Source organism: Streptomyces albiaxialis, assembly GCF_039530985.1.
Taxonomy (GTDB): domain Bacteria; phylum Actinomycetota; class Actinomycetes; order Streptomycetales; family Streptomycetaceae; genus Streptomyces; species Streptomyces albiaxialis.
Map to the genome: position 1 here is coordinate 208,679 of NZ_BAAAPE010000011.1, position 25,808 is coordinate 234,486.

Genomic DNA, 25,808 nt, shown 5'->3' on the forward strand with positions numbered 1-25,808 from the left:
GTCACCTATTTCCGGGAGAACTCGTAGGCGGACCTCGGGGGAAAGGCGAAATAGGCCACAAGCGCACCCACCGCGACAACGGCTCCGCAGAGCACCATGAGGGTCTCGAAGGCAGGCCCGAGCCGGTCCGGCTCCAGATAGCGGCTGCCGGTGAGCCCGGCGAGCGCCGGCACCGCGGCGACGCCCAGGAGCCCTCCTGCCCGCTGGGCGGTGTTGACGACTCCGCTGGCGATTCCCGCGTTGTGGGCAGGAGCGGCGTGCACGGCGATGGACATCGACGGGGTGAAGGTCAGCGCGAGGCCCGCGCCGAGCAGCACGACTCCAGGCAGGACTTCGAGCGGATAGAAGGCATGAGAGCCGATCCGGGCGAGCAGGAGCACGCCGGCCACGCCCAGCAGTGCGGCGCTGCCGACGGTGAGCCGGGGGCCGATCCGGCTCAGCAGTGCGGCGGACACCGGCGAGAGCAGCAGGATGAGCAGCGATGTGGGGATCAGTGCCGCCCCCGCCACGGCCGGCGCGTACCCGGCGACCGACTGGAGCTGGAGGAGGACGAACATCGGAACCACTGTCTGCGCAGCACACATGCAGGCGACGACCACGCAGGCGGCGGCGAAGATCCGCGAACGCATCAGAGGCAACGGAACGAGTGGTTCCGCCGGGCGCCGTTCGTAGCGGAGGAAGGCGAGCAGCGCGCAGAGGCCGACGGACAGGCACAGGAGCACCGGTGCAGCGGTGATTCCGGATGCCGGCGCACTGATCGCGGCGTAGGTGAGTGAACCGAGCGCGGCCACGAGGAGACATGTCCCGGTCCAGTCGAACCGGTGCGCCTTGTGCGTCGCCGTCAGCGGCAAGCGGAGCCAGGCGACTGCCAGCGCGGCGACGGCGACCGGTACGTTGGCGAAGAAGATCCATCGCCACCCGCCCAGCTCGATGAGCCAGCCACCGACCGAGGGGCCGATCGCGCTGAGCACTCCACCGAGCGCGTACCACAGGCCGATCGCCCGGGACTGATCAACCGGATCGATGAGCTGCCGGAGAACCGCCAGTGAGCAGGGGATCACCAGCGAGGCGCCGCAGCCCTGCAGGCCGCGGCCGATGACCAGCATCACCATGTCGGTGCTGAAGCCGCAGAACAGGGACGCACCGAGGAACAGCGTGATCCCAGCCATGAAGGTACGGCGCAGGCCGTACCGGTCGCCGAGCGCACCTCCGATCGCGGACAGGGTCGCGAGCATGAGCATGTAGACGCTCACGGACCACTGGACTTCCGCCATTCCGGCATGCAGGTCGGCGCCGAAGTGCGGAACCGCGATGCTGACCATCATGACGTTGAGCAGCGCCATTCCGGAGCCCAGTTCGGCGGTGAGCACGGTCCAGCGCCCGGCGCGGCTACGCATGCGGATGCCGACACTCGGACTCTCCGTATGGGAATCGGGCATCGGTGCTCTGCTCGCTATTCCGGCTCCGCCGGAGCCGGGTCGGCAGAACCTCCCGGCGCTCCCGTCCTGGACACCGCTGTCCTGCCGGACTCCTCGAATTCAAGCTGACGCTTCAGGCTCTCCGGCATGCCCTGGAGGGCGAAGACCTCACTCAGCGGCGCCAGTTCCTCCTCGACATTCTTTGTGGTGCCGTCGATCTGGATACGGACCATGGCCTCCCTGGTCGCCTTGATGGCCCGCCGGAGCCCGTGGTTGGCATAGATGGCCATGGCGAAGCCCTTGGCCTCCAGCTCATCCACGGTCACCTCCGGGTAGGTGGTGGGAACGACGATGACCGGCAGGCCTCCCGAGTAGTTCTCCCGGAAGTCGTTCACCTGGCGCGGAATCCGCTCCTTGGAGTGGATGAGCAGGGCGTCGGCTCCGGCACATTCGTAAACCCGGGCACGGTATATCGCATCCTCCGTGCCGGCCCCGGAGATGAAGGACTCGATCCGAGCGACCACGACGAAGTCGCTCTCCACTTGTGCGTGCTTGGCAGCCTGTATCCGGGCGGCGAAGTCCTCGGCCGCCAGCATGGTCTGGCCCGACTCGACAAAGCTGTTCATCTTGGGGAACTGCTTGTCCTCGATGCAGACTCCGGCGATTCCACCCGCTTCGTACTGACGGACCATGTGGAAGACATTGTTGACACCCCCGAAACCGGAATCGCAGTCCGCCAGCACCGGGATCTCGACAGCGCGCGCCATGTCCTGAGCCGCGCTCAGGCACTCACTCATGGTGAGCACATTCGAATCAGGCACACAATGGCTGGTCGACACTTCGAATCCGCTGGCCCAGACGCAGTCGAAACCGGTTTCCTCGACGATTCTGGCGGTCAGCGCATTGTGCGCGCCCACGGCCTTGGTCAGGCGCGATGCGTTCAGCAACTGACGGAGCAGCGTGGTCGTCCGGGTCATGCCGTTCGCCTTCCCTCTGCTGAGTGGGGGGTTGCCAGGTACCTGCTCATCCGCTGAGTGAGATCCGGTGGACTGACAGCCACGCGCCCGGGTTTGGTGCCACGCTCGTCAGGGATGTCGATGTGCACCAGCACGGGTGGGCGCAGGCTGCCGGGGTCGGGAAGCGCCGCCGCGCCGGACACCCGCAGTGCCGAGCGGTATCCGGCGGACAGCGCCAGGTCACAGGGGCTCGCCTCGTTCCGGTGGCGCTGTCCGCCGGTGCTCTCGTGCAGTTGGTTGTCCAGCACCAGGTGGATCAGATCGACGTCGAACCGGCCGATCAGCGGAAGGCACGAGAGGTTCATGTAGAAGGAACCGTCTCCGTCCAGGACCACCGTGCGATGCCGTTGTTGGGCCAACGCGATGCCCAGCCCGATCGGCCCGGCCATGCCCATGGACCCCACCAGATAGAAGTAGCGTTCCCGGTCGCCGGACGAGTGGAGATCCCGGCTGATCAGTCCATTGGTGGAGACGATCCCGGCGTCCGTGAAGTTCTCGGCCACCCACTGGATCACATCCGTCATCGTCAACATCTCAGTCACTTCCCTGGACGATCAGACAGGCGGGCGTCCCGGATTCGTCCAGCGCGCGGACCACTCTGCTCACCGAGTCCCGGGGATCCGCCCTGTCCAGCACTGTCCAGGGCAGCCCGAAAAGGTCGAGCAGCGACAGCATGTTGTCTCCCATGACCTGGTGCTCAATGGCATCCGCACCGCTCTGGCCGCGCCAACTGATGATGATCGGCAGTGAAACGCCGTAGATGATGTTGAACGAGGACAGCACGTTCAGCGAGTAGCCGAGGCCGGAATTCTGCATCAGGACGACGCACGGGGCTCCGCCTATGGTGAGTCCGGAGGCCAGCCCGAGGGCAGTGTCCTCCCTTGGGGCGAGCACGAATCTGGAATCTGCCAGCTCCGGCGGCCGATTGCCGACAGGTTCTTCCAGGATCTGGAAGAACTCCTTGAGATAAGAGCAGGGCACGCCAGTGAAGTTCAGAAAGCCGTGGCTGCCGAACTCGCCCAGCGTCAGCTCCGCTGTATCGATCGGCGAGAGAGCGCTTCCGGTGTCGTTCATGAACTTCTCCAAGGGCGATTATTCGTGATCGGGCAGCGCGGGGAACCGCAGGTCCGGCAGTGCCTTGCCGAGCAGGACACCCATGTCGTGGGCGCTCCGGGCGTCGACTGGCTTCTCTCCCAGGCCGGCCGTCAGCCGGTCCATCGAGGCCAGCTCGTTGCGAGGCGGCATTCCGTGGAACACGGGGCATTCAATCCCCCGTTGACGCAGCCAGTGCGCCGCTCCGAGCGTTGCCATCGTGTCCGAGGGAATCACCACGAGACAGCGGAAGGACTCCTGAAGTTCCGGATCGTCCAGCAGAGCGGGAATTCCGGCTTCCCAGAGATCCCCGCCGAGTTCGGCGACGATGACCTGCGACTCCTGTTCCCTCAGACGCGTCAGAAGGTATTTCGCGGCCGTGGTCACCGTCTCGTCGGGGAGGCCATAGGTGGTGGCCAGTCCGGCGTCGACGAAGTCGGCGCTCGCGTGCGCCCCCGCGTCGGAGAGCTGCAGCAGATCGCCGAGCCGGCCGGTGCCGGCCAGTTTCGTGACCCCCACCCGGAGGCCGGCCCTGCGAACGAGGTGGCGCACCAGGTTCCCGGCGAAGGTGGTCTTCCCGACATTCGATGCTGTCCCGCCGATGACGATGGTCGGGCAACTCCGGTAGTGCTGCGGGGATTTCGGCAGGAGCCCGAGCGGCTGCGCCGGTTTGCGGGCGTCGGCGACCAAGCCGAGGAGGCGCACCTCGGTGTGCGAGGCGAGGGCGGACGGCCGTGCCTGGGCCGGCCCGATCACACCCGCGAGAGAGAGGAGGTCCGTGGCCCTGTCCACCCGCACCTCCAGACCGCCCTCGGGTATGCGGCCGTAGAGAGAGGTGCTGGAGAATCGGTTCGCCAGAACGCCGATCAGCACGTCGCCGGCCCACAACGGCCGCTCGCGGCCCGAAGGGATTTCGAGGACGGCGGGATACTTGCCGACGGAGGTGACCCTGGCGAGCACGAGATCCCCTGGACGACCGGTTCCTTCCACGGGGACGAGCCGCCGGGGGATGTCAGGCCGACCACGTACGCAGCTACCGAGGAGCACTTCATCGGCATCGAACCCCTTGCCGGTGGCGAAGTCCGCACTCATTCGCCTCGGCCCGCCAAGACCGATTCCGCCTTACCGATGATGGTCACCAGCCCCTCCTCCCGCATGGGCAGAACACGTGATCCGACCACAGCCCAGTCCCAGGGGTGAATCGGCACTCCCAGGCGGTGTGAAATTCTGAGCATGTCCGTCCAGGCGGAAGCCGATTCAAGCTGCGCACGAAGGGCGGCCAGCTTGCCGAGGTCTGCCGGCCGTCGGGATTTCGGCTGCTGTTCCAGGAAGCGGTCGACCGAATGCAGCAGCCTTTCCACGCAGGCATCGTAATCGAGGTCGAGTTCCTCACTTCCCTCGTAGATCTTCCTCACCTGCTTGCGTGCGAACCGTTCCAGATCAGCGCCGGCGTGCGCGGATTCACAGACTCGGATCCGCCGCCCTTCTTCGAAGAAGATCCCCAACTCCCGGATGATATCCGCCGGTTCGTCGGGGGTATGGACGTGCGAGACGAGTGCCGTGCTCGACCCGAGGTGGTGGCGGAGCTGGCCGGGTCGCTGGAGTTCCGGGGTCGCGGGCCCCTTGGCCCTGGCCAGCTCGACACATGTGGGCATCCTGCGACTCTTCCGGTACAGCACCAGTACCAACGACTGACAGCAGGTGAATGTGTGGTCGGCGATGCGCCTCCGTTCCTGGGTGGTGATGTTCCAGGCGAAGTACCTGAGCGCCCGTAACGAATGCCGATCCATCGTGACGCGCTCGGCTGCGACGATTCGAAACCCGTTGTACTGCAGCCAGTCGACGGCGTTGTCGAGCTTCCGCGACACCGCACTCTCCGGCCTGAGAAGTATGAGGCTGTAATGCTGGGCGAAATCCTCCACGGGAATACTCGAAGCCTGCAGCGTGTGGTAACCCTCACTGAAATAGACATCGGCCGCGTAGAGCGATCTTTTCTTTTCGTCCACGCTGAGGATGTCCGGCATCGTCGGCGCGTGGGGGCCCCAGGAGAGAGTGGTCGTCGGATCGGCCATACTGCCCCCTTGAGTCATCTAACTTCAGCCATACACTGCATCATGTACTGGTTAACTTTTGGTATCTGCACGGTAAACACGCACGTTGTCGCCAATTGTTCGGCGAGGCCGAAAGCGGGAGGCTGAAACCCTGTCACTCGGGAAGGAGCCTGATTTGTGACCATCTCAGCCCGTCCTCATGAGCTCAACTTCGTGGACGGCCGGTGGGTGGCCGCCATGGGGGGTACCGCTGGTCCGGACCTCAATCCCGCCAGGCCCGCCGATGTGATCGGCCGGTTCGCCCACTCCGGCGAAGACGATGTGGAAGCCGCGGTGGCGGCAGCCGACGCCGCCCTGCCGAGCTGGCGCGGCCAGGGGCCCGTCCGGCGCGCGGAGCGATTGCGGGCACTTGAGCAGGTGATCGCCCGCCGTGCGGATGACTTCGCGCATGCCATCACCCGTGAGCAGGGCAAGTTGCTCCGGGAAGCGCGGGCGGAAGTGGAGCGGTCGCTCTCGATTCTCCGATTCACAGCGGGCGAGGGGCGGCGGCTGGGAGGAGCCACCGTACCCGCGGAGGACGCGCGGACATTCAGCTACACCCTTCGAGTGCCCCTGGGCGTGGTCGGGCTCATCACTCCGTGGAACTTTCCCCTCGCGATTCCCGTGTGGAAAGTCGCCCCGGCACTGCTGTCCGGCTGCACGGCGGTGCTCAAGCCGTCTCCGCTCACTCCGCTGGTTGCCGCGCTCCTGACCGAGGCGGTGGCTGAAGCCGGGGTACCGCCGGGGGTGCTGAATCTGGTCCAGGGCGACGTCGCCGCGGGGGAAGCGCTCGTGAGACATCCGGCGGTCGCGGGTGTCAGCTTCACCGGCTCGCTCGCGGTGGGGCTGCTCATCCAGGCCGGGGCAGCGCGGCGCCTGGCGCGGACGCAGTTGGAGCTCGGCGGCAAGAACGCGGTGCTGGTGCTCGGCGACGCCGATCTGGACGCCGCGGCCGATGCCGTCGTGCAGGGCGCCTTCGGGCAGGCGGGCCAGCGATGCAGTGCGACCTCACGTGTGATTGTGGAGGTCGGGGTCAAGGACGCGCTGCTCGATCGGCTGGTGCATCGTGTGAACCGGTTGAAGGTGGGGCCCGGGACCGGGCGCGCCGTGGACGTGGGACCCATGATCAGCGCGGCGCGCAGGGACGCCTGCCTGGGCGCGGTCGAGAGGGCACGGGGCACGGGTGCCAAGGTGCTCTGCGGCGGGGACACCGTCCCGGGCGACGGCTATTTCATGCAGCCGACGGTGTTGAGCGAGGTTCGGGAGAGCGCGGAGCTGGCGCAGGAAGAGATCTTCGGGCCGGTGCTGTCCGTCATCGACGCGGACAGATTCTCCGACGCCGTCCGTATCGCGAACGGTGTGCGCTACGGAATGAGCGGAACGGTCTTCACCCGTGATCCGTCCAGGATCTTCGAAGCGATCGAGGCCCTCGACGTGGGCATGCTGCACGTGAACCGACCGGGGGTAGGGGCATACGCCCATCTCCCCCACGGGGGCGGCAAGATGTCCCAGTACGGTCCCCCCGAATGCTCTCCGCACGTCTGGGAGTTCTACACCCAGTGGCGCTCAGCCTGCATAGCCTTCTGAGCGTCACATGCCGGGCAACGGCCGGACGGGCCCGCCGGTGCATTCAGGCCCAACGGCACACCACCGCTGTGAAGTCGTCGTGGAGTTTCACGTGCCTGGCCCGGCCGAGCTGCCACCGGGACCGCTCCTCCGCACGAAGCCTGGCGAGCACCGACGGCACATCACCGGAATCGAGCTGACACAGCAACCCCGCCCAAGTGCCCAGCCCCAACTCCTGTATGCGCGCTGCTCCATCAGTGACGACGGCGGCCCGCCGCAGGCCATCCGCTCCGTCGAGAGTGGAGGCGCCGGCCACCGCGCTGAACGCCGCCTGCGGTTCCACGCTGGCCTTCCAGAGCGGGCCCGTCGGTGACATGCGCCGGGGCCGCTGGTCCCGCCGGGTCGCGTCGGTCCGCACATGGATCCCGCCGCGCTGTTCGAGCAGAATCGTGCAGTCGCAGAGCACCAGATGATCGACGACCGTGCCGCTCGTGCGCAGTATCGCCACGGCAGCCGAGGGGGTGTCGGGATGCGACAGATCGCACCGACCCTCGTGCGCTCGCCGTACCTGGTCGATCGACCGGGCCAACGCCTCGGGCAGAGAGCGTTCCTCGGCGGGGCCGGCCTGGTCGACGATGCGGCGCGCCAAGGACTCGACATACCAACGGACGCCGTGCACACAGCCGGTCGGCCGGCCGTCCGGCGGCGGAGTCACCCCGTCCAGCACACACACCAGACGGTCGTCGGCGAGCACGTAGTCCTGATTCTCCCTCGCACCGGGGCCGGGCACCGAGACCTGACTCACGTACATCGCACGACCTGCCGTTGCCAACCGCCCCACCGTCCCGGCCGCTCCTGCCCTTCGGTTCATGCTCTGTCGACGGATGTCCCGCCACGCCCCTCGCCTACGAGGAACGCGCTGCGCGGAAATACGGGGCGGCCCGCGACAACGGACTGGAAAGCTCCCCCGTGAGAACCTCTTGATGCAGCTTCTGGATGGACGCGGTCGGGTCGATGCCCAGTTCCTCTCGGAGCCAGGCCCTGAGCTGCTTGTAGGTGTCGAGTGCCTCGGCCCGCCGGCCGTCCTGATACAGCGCCAGGATCAGAAGGCCCCACAGTCGCTCCCTCAGCGGTGTCCGCGACACTTCCATGCGCAACGGCCCGATCACTTCATCGAGTTGCCCGTCCATGACGCGGATCTCCATGAGCTCTTCGAAGGCGGCCAGACGCTGCTCGCCGAGGTCGGCCGTACGGGCGGCGAAACTCCCGTGCAGGGGCACATCGCACAGCGGATCGGGAGCCCGCCACATGGCGAGGGCGTCCTCGAACGCCTGGGCCGCGACCCCGAGATCGTGATCCCTGAGGGCCCGCCTGCCGCAACGCATCAGCAAATCGAAGGCAGAGATGTCGATTTCATGCGGCTCGACCTTGATCAGATAGCCGAAAGCGCATGTCTGGATCCGATTCGGCACCGCCTCGTCGAACAGCTCCGTACGCAAGCGGGAAACGTTCGTCTTCAGGTTGCTGCGAATGGACCGAGGGGGACCGGCGCCCCACAGTGCCTCGGTCAGTTCGTCAGTCGTCACCGTGGTATTCGCCCGGAGCAGCAGCGAGCACAGAAGCTGCCGGTGCTTTAATCGAGTGATCGCGATGAGGTTGCCATCGTTTCCGAGGACCTCAAGGGGGCCCAGTATCCGGAATCTCACAACCCCTCCATGCGGCAGGTGAACTCTCGGGCTGGATCCAGATTCTCACCGCGCTCACCACACACCTGGGCCAGCTTCCCAGGACATCGAGGGGTGAGTCCTTGAAGCAACTAGCGGCACGCGCTCAGCCGCCGACGCGCATTCCGGGCTCCGGCCACTGACGCCGGCTCCACGATCAGCGGCACAATGCGCTTCGCACTTCCCCGCGGTTCTACCCGGCTGCATCAGGCGTCGCACAACGTATCGACGACCGCTTCAGCCAGTCAACCGTCGTGACCACATCGAATCAGCCATTCGTTCGACCCCGCATCGGCGATCAGACGCCGCGAGTTCACCGACGGCAGTCCCGGCGAGCGCCCGCTTCTCAACACCCCAACACCGTCTGCCCCCTTGACACCAAACAGCCCCGATACATTACTTGGCATTGCAACTGCGGAGTGACAACGTTGTCGGTCACCGTCACCGGGAGGCTCGCGTGCGACATGGACAGCGGCACAGACATCTCGCCCGACTGCTCCCCCTCTCCGGGGTCACAGGACTGCTCGTGGCGTCGCTGCTCGCCACGACGCTCCAGTCCACAGCCGTCGCGGCCCCCGACCCCGGATCGGCGCAGCGCGGCACCGCGTTCGCCTCCTCGTTCGAGGAGGACGACCCGCCGCCGGACTGGCGCGACACCGTCGAGACGGGGCCCGACGGCAAGCCCCGCACCGGCGGAGTCACGCCCGAGGACCCGCCCTCGCCCGGCGCGAAGGGCATGACGACCCGGGTGGACACGGGGCCCTCCGACTCCCCCACCTCGAAGAAGGACGCCGGGTTCACCGGCAGGCACGCCCTGCGGTACGCGGGCACCCATGCCGGTTCCGGCCACGGGTACGCGTACAACAAGGTGTTCGACACGGATGTGACGGTCACCCGCGACACCGTCCTGTCGTACCGCCTCTTCCCGGAGATGCCGGAGGGCGACCGCTCGTACCGCGCGACGAATGCCGCCGTCGACCTCGCCTTCACCGACGGCACGTACCTCAGCGACCTGCGCGCGACGGACCAGCACGGCGTGCGCCTCTCGCCGCGCGCCCAGGGGCACTCCAAGACGCTGTACGTGAATCAGTGGAACAACAAGGAGGCGCGGATCGGCGCCGTCGCCGAGGGCAAGACGGTCGACCGCGTGCTGGTGGCGTACGACGCGGAGAAGGGCGGCGGCTCGGGAGACGGCGCGGGCGAGGACGGCGGAGCCTTCCGGGGCTGGGTGGACGACATCGCGCTCAAGCCCGAGAAGGCCGAGCCCGCGAAGCCCAAGGCCCATCTCTCCGATCACGTCGTCACCAACCGGGGCACCCTGTCGAGCGGCGACTTCTCACGCGGCAACAACTTCCCGGCGACGGCCGTCCCCAACGGCTTCAACTTCTGGACGCCGGTGACCAACGCGGGCTCGACCGACTGGCTCTACGAGTACGCGCGCAAGAACAACGCCGACAACCTGCCCACCCTCCAGGCGTTCGGCGCGAGCCATGAGCCCAGCCCCTGGATGGGCGACCGCCAGACGTTTCAGGTGATGCCGTCGGTGGCGAAGGGCACCCCGGACGCGTCCCGCGGGGCCCGCGAGCTGCCCTTCCAGCACGCGAACGAGACGACGAAGCCGCACCACTACGGCGTGACGTTCGAGAACGGGCTGCGCACCGACATCGCGCCCTCGGACCACGCGGCGATGATGCGCTTCCGCTTCCCCGACAGGGACGCGGCGAGCCTGATCTTCGACAACGTGAACAACGACGGCGGCCTCACGCTCGACCGCGAGAACGGCACGGTCACCGGCTTCTCGGACGTCAAGTCCGGCCTGTCCACGGGCGCCACGCGGATGTTCGTCTACGCGAAGTTCGACGCGAAGGCGACGGACGGCGGCAGGCTGGAGGGCGGCGGCGGCAAGGACGTCACCGGCTTCCTCCGCTTCGCGCCGGGCGACGACCGTACGGTCACCATGCGCATCGCGACCTCGCTCATCAGCGTCGACCAGGCGAAGGACAACCTGGAGCAGGAGATCCCGGCGAAGGCGACCTTCGACGGGGTGAAGGACAAGGCCCAGTCCGAGTGGGACGACATCCTGGAACGGATCGAGGTCGAGGGCGCGAGCGAGGACCAGCTCACCACGCTCTACTCCAACCTCTACCGGCTCTACCTCTACCCCAACTCCGGTCACGAGAAGGTCGGTTCGCGCACGCGCTACGCCAGCCCGTTCTCCAAGGCCGAGAAGCCCGACACCCCGACCGAGACCGGCTCGAAGATCGTCGACGGCGAGGTCTACGTCAACAACGGCTTCTGGGACACGTATCGCACGACCTGGCCCGCGTACTCCTTCCTCACCCCGAAGCGGGCGGGGAAGATGGTCGACGGCTTCGTCCAGCAGTACAAGGACGGCGGCTGGATCTCCCGCTGGTCCTCGCCGGGCTACGCGGACCTGATGACCGGCACCTCGTCGGACGTGGCGTTCGCGGACGCGTACGCGAAGGGCGTCGACTTCGACGCCAAGGCGGCGTACGAGGCGGCGCTGAAGAACGCGACGGTCGCCCCGCCGGACCCCGGCGTCGGCCGCAAGGGCATGACGACCTCCCCCTTCCTCGGCTACACGAACACCGACACGAAGGAGGGCATGTCCTGGGCGCTGGAGGGCTATCTGAACGACTTCGGCATCGCGAAGATGGGCAAGGCGCTCTACGCGAAGACGGGCGAGAAGCGCTACAAGGAGGAGTCGGACTACTTCCGGGAGCGCGCGCGGAATTACGTCCATCTCTTCGACAAGCGCGTCGGATTCTTCCAGGGCCGCAATCCGAACGGCAGTTGGCGCCTCTCGCCCGATGCCTACGACCCGCGCGTGTGGGGCCACGACTACACGGAGACGAACGGCTGGAACTTCGCCTTCACCGCGCCCCAGGACACCAGGGGCCTGGCGAATCTCTACGGCGGCCGGGGCGCGCTGGCGAAGAAGCTGGACTCCTACTTCTCCACTCCGGAGACGGGCGAGAAGAAATACGCGGGCAGCTACGGGCAGGTCATCCACGAGATGCGCGAGGCGCGGGACGTCCGCATGGGAATGTACGGGCACAGCAATCAGCCCTCGCACCACATCGCGTACACCTATGACGCGGCGGGCCAGCCCTGGAAGACCCAGGAAAAGGTCCGTGAGGCCCTTTCCCGGCTCTATCTGGGCAGCGAGATCGGCCAGGGCTACGCGGGCGACGAGGACAACGGCGAGATGTCGGCCTGGTACGTCTTCAGTGCCCTCGGCTTCTACCCCCTGGTGATGGGCCAGCCGGAGTACGCGGTGGGCTCCCCGCTCTTCACCAAGGCCACGGTCCACCTGGAGAACGGCCGCGACCTGGTGGTGAAGGCACCGAAGAACAGCGCGGAGAACGTCTACGTCCAGGGCGTGAAGCTGAACGGCAAGAAATGGACGTCGACGGCGCTCCCCCACAAGCTCCTCGCACGGGGCGGCACCCTCGAATTCGACATGGGTCCCCGCCCCTCGAAGTGGGGCACGGGCGAGAAGAACGCCCCGACATCCCTCACGAAGAACGCCGAGGTCCCGTCGCCGTCCCAGGACATCACGGAACCGGGTGATTCCCCCCTTCTGGACAACACCTCGGACACCGCGGCGGAAGTCGATGACACCCCCGTGAAGGTGAAGAAGGGCAAGAGCGTCACCTCGTACACCCTCACGTCCTCGAAGGCGGACGAGGCACCGGCTTCCTGGACCTTGGAAGGCACGTCCGACGGGAAGAAGTGGCACAGGGTCGATTCCCGCGAGAACGAGAAATTCCGCTGGGACAAACAGACCCGCGCCTTCACCCTCCCGAGAACCGCCCGCTACGACGAGTACCGCCTGATCCCCGACGAGAGGACCGGAAAGCTCTCAGAGCTGGAACTCCTCGACTGACCACCCCCCACAACCGCCCCTTCCCGCGTGCCCCCCATCGGGAAGGGGCGGTCTTGGTGTCCGGGTCTTCCGCCGGGTGTGTGGGCTCCGGGGAAGGGCTGGCGTGGCGTCCGGGGGCGGGGAGCGGGGGCCGCGCAGGATGCGGGGATGGGTACTGGTGAACGGTCCGGGGTGGACCGGAAGACGTTTTTGCTGCTCGGAGCCGGGGTGCTGGGCGGGGTGGGCGCCGCGGCACCGGAGGGAGAGGCGGGGGCGGAGGACCTGCTCGCGCCCCTGCCCGATGTGCTGGAGGGGGGGCGCGTCTCGCCGCCCGACGGGGGCGTGCCCGGCGGGGACCCGGGGGTCGGGCCGGTGGAGGTGCCGACGCGGGTGCCGTTCCCGTTCCGCGCGGCCGGGTACCGGGCGCTGCCCCGGCTGGCGGAGGACCGGCGGCCGTGGCGGGACCGGCCCGTGCCGTGGTCGCGGGTGACGCCGGACGACAAGCACACGTACCTCGACCGGCACGGCGTCATCATGTACCGGCCGAACCGCAAGGCGCGGGGCTACGACCAGCCGGTGACCCAGCTCCAGTTCGGGCTCGGATGCGTGACCAGCTACCGGCGCGAGCGGGACCCCGCCCGCAAGCGGCTCTTCCTGCGGCGGGCCAGGGCGCAGGCCGAGCGGCTGATCGCGAGGAAGACGGTGACGCGGGGCGCCTGGTACTTCACCTTCCCCTTTGACTTCACGCACGGTACGCACAAGGGCATCCGCTACCGCGCCCCCTGGTACTCCGGCATGGCGCAGGGCGAGGCGCTCAGCTTCTTCGTCCAGCTCGCGGAGCTGGACGGGGTGACCCTGGAGGAGCGGTTGCTCTACCGGACGGCGGCCGACGGGGCGTTCGCCTCACTGCTGCGCGGCGACGACGAGTGGCCCTGGGTGGTCAACCGGGACAGCGACGGCTATCTGTGGATCCAGCTCTATCCGATGGACCCGACCGAGACCTCCGACTACACCTTCAACGGGATGCTCTTCGCCGCCCTCGGCCTCTGGGACTACGCCCGGTTCACCGGGCATCCCCTCGCCCGGCAGCTCTACGACGGCGCGCTCACCACCGCCGCGCACTTCTTCCCGGAGCTGCGGAACACGGGCGGCTGGGCGTACTACTGCCGCACGCACCGGATCCCGACGCCGACGTACCACGGGCACGTCGTACGGCTGTACCGGCAGCTCGCCTGGCAGACCGGCAGCCGGCGCTTCGCCCGGATGGCCGAGCTACTGGCCGGGGACACGCCCGCGCGACGGGGCGGGCGTCTTTCCGGGTGAGGTCCCCGGGCATCTCCCCGGGGCATCTCTCCGGGCGTCTCCCCGGGTGAGGTCCCGCCGCCTCACGCCCCTTCCTCCTCCTCGTCCAGCGCCACGATCTGCGAGCGGGCGGAGAAGCCCAGCTTGGTGAGGATGTGCTCGACGTGGGAGTCGACGGTGCGCTTGGAGACCACCAGCTTCTGCGCGATCTCCCTGTTCGTGAGCCCCTGGGCGACCAGCCCGGCGACCTGCCGTTCGCGGGGCGTGAGCCCCTCGGCGGGGCCACGGCGCTGCGGGGGGACCTCCGGTGCCGCCGCGTTCTCGGCGAGGGCGAGGCGGACGGCGGCGTCCATCGTCAGCTTCGTGCCCTCGTTGAACGCCTCGTGGTACGCGCCCGAGCCGAGCGTCTCCCGGGCCAGCTCGGCGGCGTGCCGGTGCAACTCGTGCAGGGCGGGGATGCCGAAGCGGGGCTCCTTGGACGCGCGCCGCCACAGCGCGTCGGCCGCGCCCTGGAGCGCCGCGACGCGCTCGAAGTGGCGCAGCTCGGCGGCGTGCCAGGCGAAGCCCTCCAGGAAGTGGGCGATGCCCATGACGTCGCGCAGGGCGTCCTTGACGCGGATGCCCTCGCGGGCGGTGTCCACGGAGTGCTGGTGGTCGCCCTTGAGCCAGAGGCCGACGCTCTTGACCCACAGGGCCCACCCGCGCGACCAGCACTCGGCGGGGTGCGCGGCGTTCCGCCGCAGCGAGTCGTCGCAGAGGCCGACGCCCTCGCCCGTGGCGCCGGTGATGATGTGGAAGAAGCCGGCGAAGAAGGCGCTCATCATCAGCGCCGTCTCGTCGCCCGCCTCGTCCATCCGGCGGCGCGCGTCGTCGAAGCCGTCCGCGACGCCGTCGGTCAGCCCCCGGAAGTAGCGGGTGTGGTGGCGGAACGCGAGGGTCCAGGCGAGGCCCCGGTCGTCGCCGAGGCGGCGGGCGAGGGCCTCGGCCTCGTCCAGCAGCGGCCAGTTGTCGCCGCGCTCGCCCTGGAGGTCCATGTACCAACTGCTCAGCCAGAGCGCCTTGACGCGCTCGGGGCAGGGCTGGGCGCAGGTGTCCAGGGTGCGTCTCAGCCAGTACCGGCCCTCGGTGAGCAGCCCGGCGCAGTGCCAGTAGCCCCACAGCCGGGTGGCCATGCTCAGCCCCTCGCAGGCGAGCGGGGGCGTGGCGACGCAGTGCTCCAGGGCGGCCCGCAGATTGGCCTGGTCGTGCGCGATGCGGCGCATCCAGGCGGCCTGCCCGTCGGTGAGCCACTCGGCGTCGAAGCGTCCGCACTCGTCGAGGAAGTACGCCACGTGCCGCTGCCGTACGGCCTGCTCGGCCGCGTGGCCCGTCTCCGCGAGCTTCTCCTGGCCGAACTCGCGGATGGTGTCGAGCATCCGGTACCGGGCGCCCTCCTCGGTCTCCACCTTGAGCACGACGGACTTCTCCACGAGCCCGATGAGGGCGTCCAGCACCTCCCACTCGGCGAGGCTGTCGTCGTCGGAGCAGACGGCCTCGGCCGCCTCCAGCCGGAACTCGCCCGCGAAGACGGAGAGCCGGGCCCACAGGGAGCGCTCCTCGGGCGTGGAGAGTTCGTGGCTCCACTCGATGGTCGTCCGCAGCGTCTGGTGGCGGGCGACCGTGGTGCGGCGGCCGCCGGTCAGCAGCCGGAAGCGGTGGTCGAGGCGGCCGAGCATCGCTTCGACCGACAGGGTCCGCAGCCGGGAGACGGCCAGCTCGATGGCGAGGGGGATGCCGTCGAGGCGGCGGAGGAGGGAGAGCACGTCGGCGCGGTTGTCGTCGGTGACCTCGAAGCCGGGGGCCGCGGCGGAGGCCCGGTCGGTGAAGAGGCGCAGCGCGTCGCAGTCCTCCCCCGCGCGGGACTCGCCGGGTCCCGCGGGCACGGAGAGCGGCGGCACGGGCAGCACCTGCTCGCCGGGCACGTCCAGCGGCTGCCTGCTGGTGGCGATGATGTGCAGGTCGGGCGCGGTACGCAGGAGCTGGTCGCAGAGCATGGCGCAGGCGTCGACGAGGTGCTCGCAGGTGTCGAGGACGAGGAGCATGCGCTTGTCGGCCAGGTAGGCGGCGAGGACGTCGGCGGCGGGCAGCGCGGACTGCTCGGGCAGGTGCAGCGCGGAGGCCACGGTGTTGGGCAGCAGCTCGGGGTCGGAGAGCGCGGAGAGGGGGACCAGGCCGACGCCGTGCTCGAACCGGTCCCGCATCCCGTGTGCCGCGCGGATCGCCGTGCGGGTCTTGCCGACGCCGCCGGGCCCCGTGAGGGTCACCAGCCGCGCGGTGTCCAGCACGGAGGCGATGCGGGCCAGCTCCGCCGTACGGCCGATGAACGAGGTGGTCTCGGCGGGCAGTTCAGGAAGGGTCATCCGTGACGATCCCGTCGTGTGTGGTCGGGTCCGGGGAGGTCCCGTCACGGTAGAACGGACTCGTCCGAAGCCGTACGAGTTCGGGTGACCGTCAGCCGTACGGGGCTCCACCGTGGATAATGCGCGCCCGGACGGATCCGCGGGAGGGGCCGGACGGTCACGTCTCGCGTGTGCCGGACGCCGTGCGCCGGTGAGCCGGAAAAGCCCGATGGGCCGCGCCCCGGGAAGGGGGCACGGCCCATCGGTCCGAACGGCCGCGGGTGCGGTCAGTCGCGGATCAGCGAGCGCAGCACGTACTGCAGGATGCCGCCGTTGCGGTAGTAGTCCGCCTCGCCGGGGGTGTCGATGCGGACCTTGGCGTCGAACTCGACGCCCGTGTCCGTCGTCACCTTGACCGTCTCCGGGATGCCGCCGTCGTTGAGCGCGGTGACGCCGGTGAAGGAGAAGGTCTCCTCGCCGGTGAGCCCCAGGGACTCGGCCGTGGCGCCCTCGGGGAACTGGAGCGGGAGGACGCCCATGCCGATGAGGTTCGAGCGGTGGATGCGCTCGTACGACTCGGCGATCACGGCGCGGACGCCGAGCAGGCGGGTGCCCTTGGCGGCCCAGTCGCGGGACGAGCCGGAGCCGTACTCCTTGCCCGCGAGGACGACCAGCGGGGTGCCCTGGGCCTGGTAGTTCTGCGAGGCGTCGTAGATGAAGGAGACCGGGCCGCCCTCCTGCGTGAAGTCACGCGTGTAGCCGCCCTCGGTGCCCGGCGCGATCTGGTTGCGCAGGCGGATGTTGGCGAAGGTGCCGCGGATCATGACCTCGTGGTTGCCGCGGCGGGAGCCGTAGGAGTTGAAGTCGCGGCGGGTGACGCCGTGCTCCGTGAGGTACTTGCCCGCCGGGGTGTCGGCCTTGATCGCGCCGGCCGGGGAGATGTGGTCGGTGGTGACCGAGTCGCCCAGCTTGGCCAGCACGCGGGCGCCGGAGATGTCCTCGACCGGGGCGGGCTCCATGCCCATGCCCTCGAAGTACGGGGGCTTGCGGACGTAGGTGGACTCGCCGTCCCACTCGAAGGTGTTGCCGGTGGGGATCGGCAGGGCCTGCCACTGGGCGTCGCCCGCGAAGACGTCCTCGTAGGACTTGTTGAACATGTCCTCGCCGATGGAGTTGGCGACGACGTCGTTCACCTCGGCCTCGGTCGGCCAGATGTCGGCGAGGTAGACCGGCTTGCCGTCCTGGTCGATGCCGAGCGCGTCGCGCGTGATGTCCACCTTCATGGACCCGGCGATGGCGTAGGCGACGACCAGCGGCGGGGAGGCCAGGTAGTTCATCTTGACGTCGGGGTTGATCCGGCCCTCGAAGTTGCGGTTGCCGGAGAGGACCGAGGTGACGGCCAGGTCGTTGTCGTTGACGGCCTGGGAGACCTCGTCCGGCAGCGGGCCTGAGTTGCCGATGCAGGTCGTGCAGCCGTAGCCGACGAGGTTGAAGCCGACCTTGTCCAGGTACGGGGTCAGGTTGGCCTTGTCGAAGTAGTCGGTGACGACCTTCGAGCCCGGGGCGAGGGTGGTCTTGACCCACGGCTTGCGGGTCAGGCCCTTCTCCACGGCCTTCTTCGCGACGAGCGCGGCGGCGACCATGACGTACGGGTTCGAGGTGTTGGTGCAGGAGGTGATGGCCGCGACCGTCACCGCGCCGTGGTCGATCTCGTACGTGGAACCGTCGGGGGCGGTCACCTGGACGGGCTTGCTGGGCACCCCGTTGGAGACGGCCGGCGAGTCGGAGGCCGGGAAGGACTCCTTGCCCGCCTCGTCGAGGTCGGCCTCGGAGACGTAGTTGAGCACGTCCTGGCCGAACTTGTGCGCCGCGTCGGTGAGCGCGATGCGGTCCTGGGGGCGCTTCGGGCCCGCGAGGGACGGCACGACGGTGGAGAGGTCCAGCTCCAGCTTCTCGGAGAACTCCGGCTCGGCGGCCGGGTCCAGCCAGAGGCCCTGCTCCTTGGCGTACGCCTCGACGAGCGCGACCTGCTGGTCGCTGCGGCCGGTCAGGCGCAGGTAGTTCAGCGTCTCGTCGTCGATCGGGAAGATCGCGGCGGTGGAGCCGAACTCCGGCGACATGTTGCCGATGGTGGCGCGGTTGGCGAGCGAGGTCGCGGCGACGCCCTCGCCGTAGAACTCCACGAACTTGCCGACGACGCCGTGCTTGCGCAGCATCTCGGTGATCGTGAGCACGAGGTCGGTGGCGGTGGTGCCGGGCTTCATCTCGCCGGTCAGCTTGAAGCCGACGACGCGCGGGATGAGCATCGAGACCGGCTGGCCGAGCATCGCGGCCTCGGCCTCGATGCCGCCGACGCCCCAGCCCAGCACGCCCAGGCCGTTGACCATGGTGGTGTGCGAGTCGGTGCCGACGAGGGTGTCCGGGTAGGCCTGCCCGTCGCGCACCATGACGGTGCGGGCCAGCTTCTCGATGTTGACCTGGTGGACGATGCCGGTGCCGGGCGGGACGACCTTGAACTCGTCGAAGGCGGTCTGGCCCCAGCGCAGGAACTGGTACCGCTCGCGGTTGCGGCCGTACTCCAGGTCCACGTTCTGCTTGAACGACTCGCTGGTGCCGAACTTGTCGGCGATGACCGAGTGGTCGATGACCAGCTCGGCGGGGGCCAGCGGGTTGATACGGGCCGGGTCGCCGCCCAGCTCCTTGACGGCCTCGCGCATGGTGGCGAGGTCCACCACGCACGGCACGCCGGTGAAGTCCTGCATGATCACGCGGGCGGGCGTGAACTGGATCTCCTGGCTGGGCTGGGCGTTCGGATCCCAGCCGCCCAGCGCCCTGATGTGGTCGGCGGTGATGTTCGCGCCGTCCTCCGTGCGGAGGAGGTTCTCCAGAAGGACCTTCAGGCTGTAGGGAAGGCGCGCGGAGCCCTCGACCTTGTCCAGCTTGAAGATCTCGTACGACTCGTCGCCCACGCTCAGCGTGGCGCGGGCGTCGAAGCTGTTCGCCGACACGACAGTCTCCTTCAGTGCCTTGTGTGCATCAGCCGCTGATCCGCTATGGTGAGCCCAGCCAAGTTAGGTAAGCCTTACTTGGCCAGCGGACAGCGGTCGCGGCGCATGTCGTCGCCAGTTATCTCGATGTCGAGATAACTCTAGTACACGTCCGCAGGACGGTCATGCCCTGCCCCGAGGTCACGCCCCTCAGTGTGCGCCGCGCCCGCCCGGACGGCAGCGCGGGGAGTCCCCAGCGACGCGTGCTGGACCCCCGCGCGGGGCGGTCGCAGGCTGGGGGGATGTCACCGCTGAGCGTTCCGCACTGGTACGTGTGCCCCTCCGCGCGCTTCTGGAACTGCCCGCCCGCGCCGGACGGCGCGCGTGCCTTCCATGCCTCCCTGCCCGGCTACGCCCCGACGCCGCTGACGGAGCTTCCCGCGCTCGCGCGCGGACTGGGGGTCGGACGGCTCTTCGCGAAGGACGAGTCGGCGCGGCTGGGGCTGCCCGCGTTCAAGGCGCTGGGCGCCACCTGGGCCGTGCACCGGCTCCTGGAGGAGCACGCGGGCGGCGGGCCCGTCACCCTGGTCACGGCGACCGACGGGAACCACGGGCGGGCCGTGGCCCGCACCGCGCGGCTGCGCGGGCAGCGCGCCCATGTGTTCGTCTCGCGCGGCGTCCACCCCGCCGCGGTCGCGGCCGTCGCCGGTGAGGGCGCCCGGGTGACCACCGTCGACGGGCCGTACGACGAGGCCGTACGCGCGGCCCGCGCGGCGGCCGGGGCGCCGGGGACGCTGCTGGTGCAGGATTCCGGGCAGCCCGGGTACGAACGGGTGCCGGGCTGGATCGTCGAGGGGTACGCGACGCTCTTCGCGGAGACCGACGAGCAGCTCGCGCGGGCCGGGGCCGCGCCGCCGGACCTCGTCGCCGTCCCCGCGGGCGTCGGCTCGCTCGCGCAGGCCGCCGTCGTCCACTACCGGAGCCCCCGCGAGGGCCGCCGCCCGCCCGTCCTCCTCACGGCGGAACCCGAGGCGGCGCCCTGCGTCCTGACGAGCCTGCGCCACGGCGAACCCCGCACCGTCCCGACCGGCGAGACCGCGATGGCGGGCCTCAACTGCGGCACGCCCTCCTTGCTGGCCTGGCCATACCTCCGGGACGGGATCGACGCGGCCGTCGCCGTCGACGACGCAGCGGGCGCCGCGGCGGCCCGCGACCTCGCGGCCCACGGCGTCCCCGCCGGCCCCTGCGGCGCGGCCCCCCTAGCAGGCCTCCGCGCCGCGCTCGGCGCGGCGGCCCGCCCCGGGCTGGACCTCGCCCCCGACGCGACGGTCGTCCTCCTGAGCACGGAGGGCGCGGAGGCCAATCCGGGCTACTCCCCCGCGTGACGGCGCTCAGCGGTGTCCGTCGCGGTGCCGGTTCAGGAGCGCGAGGGCGAGGCCGGACACGACGGCCAGGGCCGCGCCCGCGCTCAGTTGGGTGCCGACGGCGAACGTGCCGGAGAGGAGGGTGACCGCGTAGGGGGCGAACATGCCGAGGTAGGCGAGGGTCCAGACCAGCGAGACCACGCGGGCCAGCCGTGCCGGCGGGGCCAGGACCGCCGCCTCGGTGAGGGCGTGGGTGAGCGTCAGTCCGTACCCCGCGCCGAGGACCGCCGCCGCCGTGAGCGCGAGGCCCGGGCGGGCGCCCGCGACGGCCGGTACGGCGAGCAGCAGGCCCAGCGCGATCACCGCGAGCCCCGTGGCGCCCGTCGCGACGCGGTGCCGTCCGGCCAGGTGCCGGGCCAGCGGCTGGATGGCCATTCCGGCCCCGGGCACGACGGCGGTGGCGATCCCCGCGTAGACGGTCTCCCAGCCGTCGAGCCCGCCGCCGACCAGCCCGGGGAGGGTCACGAAGCCGAGGGTGGGCGCCGCGAAGATCCACGGCGCGATGGGCAGTATGGCCCGGCGGAACCGCCGCTTGTCGACGGGGACGGAGGCGGGCGCGGCCCGGTCCCGGTCCGGGCGTGTCTCCGGCGCCGTACGGGCCGCCGCGCACGCGGCGAGGACGAGCAGCACGTGCGGCACGTACGCGAGAACCCTCGGGTACGGCGCCCACTGGGCGATCAGCGAGGCGGCGAGGCCGCCCGAGGCGAAGCCCGCCGAGACGAACAGCCCCGCGCGCTTGGCGGGCGTCCCCGGGTGCGCCGGGGTCTCGTACGGCGGCATCGACAGCTCCTTGACCCACGCGCTGCCCGCCGCGAGCAGCGCGCCCGCGCCCACGCCGGTCAGGAAGCGGCCGGGGAAGAGCCAGCCGGGCCCCGCCGCGCCCGCCATCAGCAGCAGCGTCGAGAGCAGGTTGACGGCGAGCGCGGCGAACGCGAGCGGGCGGCGCCCGTACCGGTCGGCGAGCGGGCCGCCGAGCAGCAGGCCGGGGACCAGGCCGAGGACGTAGAGCGCGAAGAGGCCGGTGACGGCGGACTCGGACATGCCGAGCCCGGAGCGGTAGGAGCCGAGGAGCGCGGAGAACTGGTTGGCGCTCCAGCCGGAGGCCGTCATCATCCACGCCACGCGCAGCCCGTACCGCCGGGACCCGGACACGGTGGCGGTGGCGGAGGGGGCGGGGGAAGGCGGTGCTGTCGTACGCATGAGGGCCAGTTCTACGGGCGCGCGGGGCGGCCGCGCCGCACGCGTTCACGACTCGTGAACGCCCGTGGGGGCCGTCCGCGCGGGCGGCGTACGCTGGCGGTATGGATCTCCGTCTGCTGTCGTCCTTCCTGGCGGTGGTGGAGGAGGGCCACTTCCGGAGGGCCGCGCGGCGGCTCCACCTCTCCCCCGCCGCCGTCACCCAGCACGTGGCGCGGCTGGAGAGCGAGCTGGGCACCCCGCTGCTGCACCGGGGCCCGCCGGTCGCCCCCACCCGCGCCGGGCACCGGCTGACCGGGCACGCGCGGACGCTGCTCGCGGCGGCGGAGGCGGCCCGCGAGGACATCACGGGACTGGCGGGCGTACGGCGCGACGGCGCAGGGCACCGGCCGCTGCGCGTCGGGATCATGGGCCACGGCTCGGCCGAGCTGACCCCGGCGGCGATCAACGCGTTCCGCCGGGCACGCCCCGACGTCCCGCTCGAACTGCGCCAGCTCGACTTCACCGAGCACTCCTCGGCGCTGGTCGAGGACCGGGTCGACGTCGCGTTCGTCCGCCCGGCGCCGGACGACGAGCGGGTGACCGCCGACGTCCTGACGACGGAGCAGCGCATCATCGTCGTCCCCGCCGCCTCCCCGTTCGCGGCAGCGCGGGACGAGGGCCTGAGGGTCGCCGACATCACGGGGCTGCCGTTCTTCCGCGTGCCGGAGCACACCCCGCGCCCCTTCACCGAGTACCTCTACTTCGGGCAGACCGGCCGGAGCGCGCCGCGGCGCAGCGAGGACTACGCGCTGACGCCGCAGGAGGTCCTGACCGGCGTGGTCGCGGGCCGCGCCGCGGGCTCGGGGCTGAAGTCCTTCGCGCGCTACTACGCCTGGCCGGGCGCGGTCTTCGTGCCCGTACTGGACGCGCCGTGGGAGAGCAGCTACCTCGCCGTACGGGCGTACGAGGGCCGGGGCGCGCACCCGGGGCACCCGGAGATCGCGGTCTTCCGCGCGCTGACGCTGGCCCTGGCGCGCGAACTGGGGCCGCGGATCTCCGGGTCGGCCTGACGCGCGCGCCTATCCGAGGGTGCTGGTCAGGCGGCGCAGGAAGGCGACGACGCCCGTGTACCCCTGGCCCCAGGACATCGGCGTCTCGCTGCGGTCGGGGTCGAAGAAGGCGGGGTCGGCGTCCGGGCCGTGGCTGCGCCGGATCAGATGGCGGCCCGCGTCGCGCGCGGCCTCGGCGTAGGCCTCCTCGCCGCTCCACGCGGCGAGGTCCAGCATGATCTCGCCGAGCCCGCACAGGCCGCAGCACTGCGTCACGTTCTCCAGCCACGGGATCCAGCCCGCGCACACCCGGGCGATACGGTGCGCGGCGGCCGTGAACTCCGGCTCGTCCAGCACGTCGCCCGCGCGCCACAGCGCCCGCGCGGCCCCGGCCAGCCCCTTGCACCAGGTGGCGCTCAGCGGCACGGCCGTCGGCAGCGCCGACCGCTCGGCCAGCGGGACGGACCGCTCGCACAGCTCGGCGGCGCGCGTACGGGCCGCGGCGCGCAGCTCTTCGTCGCCGGTCCGCGCGGCGAGGAGGACGAGGAAGTCCACGACCCCGGCGAGGCCGTGTGCGTACCCGAAGGTGGTGTCCATCGCGGCCGTCTCCGGCATCGCGGAGTCGTCGGTCCCGACGAGGGTGACGAGCGAGTCCCGGGCGAGGATCGCCGCGGCCTCCTCGCGCGCGGCGGCCAGATGGGCGGGGTCGCCGTCCAGCTCGTGCCGGAGGAGCCTGCCGTAGCCGATGCCCGCGTGACCGGCGAAGATGTCGTCGCCCGGGTCGCGCCCGGCGATGACGGGCGACGGCGGCACGGGGGACGGCGCGTCGAGCCCGGCGGCGGTCATCCGTGCGAGCAGCAGGTCGATGCCGCCCGTCCCGACGTACAGCCCGCGCGGCTGCGGGACGCGGCGGGCGGCGCCGACCGCGTGCGCGGCGAGCCTGCCGACCAGCTCGGGGACGCCGTCCCGGTCGAGGTGGTGCAGCAGCTCCAGGGCGACGCCGGTGCTGCCGGAGTAGAGGCTCGCGTCGACGCGGGCCGCCGCGTCCTCCTCGTCGGGGTCGAGCAGCGCGGCGTCGAGGCCGTCGAGCAGCGTGCCGAGGGTGTGCTCCAGCAGCTCGTGCGCGGACGGGGGCCGGGCGTCGTAGGGCGGGGAGGACGGGAGCGGCCGGGGGGACGGGGCCGGAGGGGCCGCGGCCACCCCGTCCGTACCCTCCGTCCAGGTGGCGTCCGCGAGCGCGTCGAGGGCGGCGGTGGCCGCGTCCGTCTCCTCGGAGAGCAGCGCGTCGACGACGTCCACGAACGTCTTCCCCGGCCCCGTGCCGTACAGCGCGTGGAGGGTGTCGACGGCGCGGTGGCGGGCGAGGCCCGGGGCGGTGATGCCGCCGACCGGGGTCATGCCGTGGGCGGCGAGGCCGAGGACCATGCCGAGCGCGAACAGGTCGTCCTCGGGACGCGGCGGCTCGCCGTCCGCCTGGCGCAGCGGCGCGAAGCCCGGGGTGTAGCCGGGCAGATGGACGCCGTCGAGTGCGGAGATCCCGAAGTCGATCACGCGTACCCGGCAGTCGTCGAGGACCACGTTCTTGGCGGAGAGGTCCCGCTGCACCACGCCCCGGCGGTGCGTCTCGCGCACGATCCCGGCGAGCCCGGCGGCGAAGCGGACGAACTCCCCGGAGGGCGCGGCGCCGGAGGAGAGGTACGTGCCGTGCGCGGCGAGGTGGGCGCGGAGGTGGTCGGGCCCGGCGTCGGTGGTGGCGAGGTACTCGTCGGAGCCGTGGGAGAAGTGGTCGAGCAGCACGGGCACGCCCTCGACGCCCTCCAGGGCCGCCAGCACCCGGCGCTCGTTGCGCACCCGCATCCGGGCGTCGATGCCCTGCGCGTCCTCCCCCACGTGCGCGCGGGCCTGCTTGACGACGGCCGTACGCCCGGTGCGCAGGTCCGTCGCGCGGTACACGTCGCCCTGCGGCTTGCGCAGGATGCCGTGGACGACGCGGAAGCGTCCGCCGAGGAGGGTGCCGTCGGAGGGGTGGGCCTCGTCGTCGTCCGTGCCCGGCGCGCGCTCCGGGCCCGGCTCGGGGCTCCCCGGCTCCGTGCGGGGCCCGGCGAAGGGGTCGGCCGCCCAGTCGGGGGCCCGGTACTCCAGGCCCGCGGGGCCGTCGAACAGCTCGCCGCCGGGGCCCGCGATCCGGATGCCCAGCACGTTCCGCTCGTCGAAGTACCACTGGGGGCGGAAGGGGCCGTACCGGTAGTAGACGGGGGCGCCGGGGGCGACGCGACGGTCGCTGAGCACGCGCGGGCCCTCGTGGCCCCGGGTCAGCGCGGCCAGGGCGAGGCCGAACTCCCGTACGCGGCCGGGCGCGGGGTAGACGGTGAAGGCCTTGCCGACGGCCGCCGGGGACTGGACGCCCCCGTTGAGCGTCGCCAGCACGCCCTGGGAGCGGGCGAGTTTGAACGGGCAGCCCTCCGCGAGCAGCGCGGGCAGCAGCCGCTCGGCCAGTTCGGGGAAGGTCGCGGCCCGCGAGGATATGTGCAGCTTCCAGCCGTGCTCCGGCAGCGGGCCGGCGGTGGGGGGATTGACGAACAGCCAGGTCCGGCCGGTGCGGAGCCGGATCCGCGGCGCGGTTTCCGAGGGCGAAGCGGACTCCACGGCCCGCCGGACGGATTCCTCGATGTCGGCTGTCGCCACGCGAACTCC

17 protein-coding genes are annotated in these 25,808 nt (G+C 70.6%); 5 read left to right on the plus strand and 12 right to left on the minus strand.

The window, feature by feature from the left end; translation table 11 throughout:
• Positions 1–5: 5 nt before the first annotated feature.
• The 6 genes from ABD343_RS21555 to ABD343_RS21580 all read right to left on the minus strand — a co-directional run bounded on the left by ABD343_RS21555 (position 6) and on the right by ABD343_RS21580 (position 5,598).
• Positions 6–1,439 (minus strand): MFS transporter, encoded by a 1,434-nt coding sequence (locus ABD343_RS21555; protein WP_344530652.1) that lies wholly within the window; start codon positions 1,437–1,439, stop codon positions 6–8.
• A gap of 14 nt (positions 1,440–1,453) precedes the next feature.
• Complete coding sequence (locus tag ABD343_RS21560; RefSeq protein ID WP_344530654.1) at positions 1,454–2,395, minus strand: isocitrate lyase/phosphoenolpyruvate mutase family protein; 942 nt, start codon at positions 2,393–2,395, stop codon at positions 1,454–1,456.
• Positions 2,392–2,967: a thiamine pyrophosphate-dependent enzyme gene (locus ABD343_RS21565; protein WP_344530656.1), complete on the minus strand. Its 576-nt coding sequence runs from the start codon at positions 2,965–2,967 to the stop codon at positions 2,392–2,394. The genes ABD343_RS21560 and ABD343_RS21565 overlap by 4 nt, the downstream gene beginning before the upstream one ends.
• Position 2,968: 1 nt before the next feature.
• Positions 2,969–3,508, minus strand: coding sequence for a hypothetical protein (locus tag ABD343_RS21570; RefSeq protein WP_344530658.1), 540 nt, complete (start codon positions 3,506–3,508; stop codon positions 2,969–2,971).
• A gap of 18 nt (positions 3,509–3,526) precedes the next feature.
• Entirely contained in the window at positions 3,527–4,486 is a 960-nt protein-coding gene (locus ABD343_RS21575; RefSeq protein WP_344530659.1) for a hypothetical protein, read from the minus strand.
• Between the two features lie 128 nt (positions 4,487–4,614).
• Entirely contained in the window at positions 4,615–5,598 is a 984-nt protein-coding gene (locus tag ABD343_RS21580; RefSeq protein WP_344530661.1) for a nucleoside-diphosphate kinase, read from the minus strand.
• 156 nt (positions 5,599–5,754) lie between these two features.
• Here ABD343_RS21580 and ABD343_RS21585 point away from each other — a divergent pair, with 156 nt between their 5' ends.
• On the plus strand, positions 5,755–7,203 hold the full coding sequence (locus tag ABD343_RS21585; RefSeq protein ID WP_344530663.1) for an aldehyde dehydrogenase family protein: 1,449 nt from the start codon (positions 5,755–5,757) through the stop codon (positions 7,201–7,203).
• A gap of 43 nt (positions 7,204–7,246) precedes the next feature.
• On the opposite strand, the gene ABD343_RS21590 is transcribed toward ABD343_RS21585, so the two are convergent.
• Positions 7,247–7,936 (minus strand): hypothetical protein, encoded by a 690-nt coding sequence (locus tag ABD343_RS21590; protein WP_344530665.1) that lies wholly within the window; start codon positions 7,934–7,936, stop codon positions 7,247–7,249.
• 151 nt (positions 7,937–8,087) lie between these two features.
• Positions 8,088–8,888 carry an AfsR/SARP family transcriptional regulator gene (locus ABD343_RS21595; RefSeq protein WP_344530667.1) on the minus strand — a complete coding sequence of 267 codons (801 nt, stop codon included), beginning with the start codon at positions 8,886–8,888 and terminating at the stop codon, positions 8,088–8,090.
• 475 nt (positions 8,889–9,363) lie between these two features.
• On the opposite strand from ABD343_RS21595, the gene ABD343_RS21600 reads away from it, so the two are divergent.
• Positions 9,364–12,816 carry a GH92 family glycosyl hydrolase gene (locus ABD343_RS21600; RefSeq protein ID WP_425578238.1) on the plus strand — a complete coding sequence of 1,151 codons (3,453 nt, stop codon included), beginning with the start codon at positions 9,364–9,366 and terminating at the stop codon, positions 12,814–12,816.
• A gap of 147 nt (positions 12,817–12,963) precedes the next feature.
• Positions 12,964–14,118 (plus strand): D-glucuronyl C5-epimerase family protein, encoded by a 1,155-nt coding sequence (locus tag ABD343_RS21605; RefSeq protein ID WP_344530669.1) that lies wholly within the window; start codon positions 12,964–12,966, stop codon positions 14,116–14,118.
• A gap of 62 nt (positions 14,119–14,180) precedes the next feature.
• Here ABD343_RS21605 and ABD343_RS21610 read toward each other — a convergent pair whose 3' ends face one another.
• Both ABD343_RS21610 and acnA read right to left on the minus strand, forming a co-directional pair.
• Positions 14,181–16,496, minus strand: coding sequence for an ATP-binding protein (locus tag ABD343_RS21610; protein WP_344530671.1), 2,316 nt, complete (start codon positions 16,494–16,496; stop codon positions 14,181–14,183).
• 266 nt (positions 16,497–16,762) lie between these two features.
• A complete protein-coding gene (gene acnA / locus ABD343_RS21615) occupies positions 16,763–19,483 on the minus strand; it encodes an aconitate hydratase AcnA (RefSeq protein WP_344530673.1) in 2,721 nt (906 codons plus the stop codon).
• Between the two features lie 281 nt (positions 19,484–19,764).
• Between acnA and ABD343_RS21620 the strand changes: the two genes are divergently transcribed.
• Positions 19,765–20,847, plus strand: a complete 1,083-nt coding sequence (locus ABD343_RS21620) for a diaminopropionate ammonia-lyase (RefSeq protein ID WP_344530675.1) — start codon at positions 19,765–19,767, stop codon at positions 20,845–20,847.
• A gap of 6 nt (positions 20,848–20,853) precedes the next feature.
• Here the strand turns inward: ABD343_RS21620 and ABD343_RS21625 are convergent, their stop codons facing one another.
• The gene (locus tag ABD343_RS21625) at positions 20,854–22,086 is read right to left on the minus strand and encodes an MFS transporter (RefSeq protein WP_344530677.1); all 1,233 of its coding nucleotides are present in this window, start codon (positions 22,084–22,086) and stop codon (positions 20,854–20,856) included.
• 101 nt (positions 22,087–22,187) lie between these two features.
• Between ABD343_RS21625 and ABD343_RS21630 the strand changes: the two genes are divergently transcribed.
• Complete coding sequence (locus ABD343_RS21630; protein WP_344530679.1) at positions 22,188–23,135, plus strand: LysR family transcriptional regulator; 948 nt, start codon at positions 22,188–22,190, stop codon at positions 23,133–23,135.
• 9 nt (positions 23,136–23,144) lie between these two features.
• On the opposite strand, the gene ABD343_RS21635 is transcribed toward ABD343_RS21630, so the two are convergent.
• On the minus strand, positions 23,145–25,799 hold the full coding sequence (locus ABD343_RS21635) for a class III lanthionine synthetase LanKC N-terminal domain-containing protein (protein WP_344530681.1): 2,655 nt from the start codon (positions 25,797–25,799) through the stop codon (positions 23,145–23,147).
• Positions 25,800–25,808: the final 9 nt, after the last annotated feature.